We start from the raw sequence: 2,290 nt of genomic DNA, 5'->3' as shown, positions 1-2,290 counted from the left end.
CGGACCGAGGCCAGCCCCCTTTTTGTAGATGCCTGCAAACAGGGGCACGATGGTGCACGAGCACACCGCCAGCAGCGAACCTGCAGCCGCTGCAGCTGGATAGGACACTCTGTATGGCGCATCGTGGCCGAGCCACCGCGTGATGCTGGGCTTGGGGATCAGCGCGGCCATGGCGCCAGCGATGAAGAACGCCGGAACCAGGCAAAGCAACACATGTGCTGCCAAGTACGCAGCCAGGTTCCCGGCGCCGCTGCTCATCAGATGCAGAAATGTATCCACCGGTTCTTCAATCAGATCAAATGACTCGAGATTTGCGTAGGAACCCAGCGCCACGAAGCGCTGACATTGACTGCGGTGAAGACCCGCCCAAGGCACTGACGGACCGGACGGCTCCGATCCTTATCGATCACCACCGCTATGCGCATGGAATGCGAGGGGCAGCTCAACTGGGCATGAACCCAGCGCAATCATCAAGGCACTCCGCGGACGGTGCAGAACCAATCAGCGGTTGTGGCGCTCAGGGCTTCAGACCAGCACACCCATCGCGGCGTGGCTGCGGGGGCAACTGGGTACCCTGCGCCTTGGCCCGCGCTGCCATTTGCTCGTGCTGCTGCGCCATGTACGTCTTGCATTCGTCGTAGTTCGTCATCGAGCGCATCTTCGCCTGGTGCTGACTGCGTTCGTCCGGTGTCATGAGCGACCAGCCAGGCGAATAGTCGGGCCCCGCCATGCCGCCGCGCCCGCGGCCCATTCCGGGACCGCCACCCATGCCCGGCCCGCTGGCGGGCATTCCGACGCCCGGCCCTCCCGGGCCTGGACCCTTACCCGGCGCCGAAGCGGGCTGGGCCATCGAGACCCCGACTGCTGCCGCAATACACAAGACCAGTACCCCACGTGCTGCGATCTTCATGATTGCTCCTCAGTGAACAGCAACACAATGTAGGCCCGCCAAGCTGCTGCAGCTTGCGCACGGTCAATCGCGCTGCAGCATCTCTGACGGGCGCAGTGGTGTTTGGTCGCTGCGCAGGTTGGCACACGTCGCCTCTTGCGCGGCTTAGCCGCCGCAAGCCGGTCAATCGACGGGCGGCAAGCAAGATCGCCGCATGGCTAGATCGCCTTGAAGCTCGAGATGTCGTAGGCGGTGGAGGCCTAGCCGTGTCGATGAAGGCGCGTAGCGACAAGTTGTCTTCGTTGAGCCCAGCAGGCGTAGGCAAGTTCTGAAACCATGCATCCAGTACTTGACGGCAGCTTTCGACTGCACCCGTCCCCGCCAGCGTCCGCATGCCGGCGCACGAAGCGGCAATCCTGACTTGAGACCATGATGCTCGGGTTAGGGCGGGCCGCCCCCAACTCAGTCAGCGACACTGTTAATGCGGCAGAAATCGCAGTCATCGACTTTGTTCTGCAGTCAGCAACTCTGTTTGCGGTAACTGACATTTTTTCCGGCGCACACAGTAGTCCTGACCGCACCAATCAAAGTCCGTCGGAACCGCGTTAATAAAATCAATGGCTTAGCTATTAATCCGGCAACATGAAGTCTTCAGGCTGCGTACTTGACGATCGGGTCTTGGAAGTAGGCCCGAACGCGGTCGCGATTGGCGACGATGAACTGCATGTGCTCGTTGGCGGCGGCACGCAGCTTGGCCTTCGTGCGCACCGGCACCTTCGAGCCGATGGCGTGCTTCAAGTCGGCGTTGAGCCGCTCGTCGGGGTTGAGCTCGGGGCTGTAGCTGGGCAGGAAGAACGCCTCGATGTCGGCCTGGTGCTCGGCCAGCCAGGCTTTGACGGGCTTGCAGTGATGCACGCCCAGGTTGTCCAGGATCAGGAAGACCTTCTTGCGCCGGCGCCGGCCATCGCGCCGCAGCGCGTCCAGGAACTCGATGAGCCGCTCGTGGTTGAAGGCGCCGTCGATGATCATCCAGTTGGCCCGGCCCTGGTTGGTGACGGTGGAGATCATCGACAGCTTCTCGCGCGTGCCGCCCACGGCCATGGTCACCGGCGTCTTGCCACGAGGCGCGTAGCTGCGGCCGCGCACATCGGTGTTGATCAGCGCCGTCTCGTCGCCCCAGTGGATCTCGCCGCCCTCGGCCTTGGCACGCTGTTCGATCGCCGGGTACTCGTGATTGAGCCACTGCTTGACCGCCTCGGGGCGCTGCTCGTAGGCGCGCTTGATCGGCTTTTGCGGCGTGAAGCCCCAGCGGCGCAGGTACTCGCCGGTGGCGCGGATCGACAACCGCCCGCCGAACTCGCGTTCGATGTACTGCATCACCGCACCCCTCGTCCACAGCGC

The 2,290-nt window shown here is 63.3% G+C and carries 2 protein-coding genes; both read right to left on the bottom strand.

From position 1 onward, the window contains the following. Window positions 1–333 (bottom strand): permease (locus JNN06_RS12175; protein ID WP_291239862.1); only part of this gene is annotated, 333 nt, incomplete at its 3' end. Window positions 334–1,540: 1,207 nt separating this feature from the next. Beyond that, window positions 1,541–2,290 (bottom strand): IS630 family transposase (locus JNN06_RS12170; protein WP_291239861.1); only part of this gene is annotated, 750 nt, incomplete at its 5' end.

The organism is Gemmobacter sp. (assembly GCF_016792925.1).
Taxonomy (GTDB): Bacteria; Pseudomonadota; Alphaproteobacteria; order Rhodobacterales; family Rhodobacteraceae; genus Gemmobacter.
This window is presented reverse-complemented; position numbering and strand designations above follow the sequence as displayed.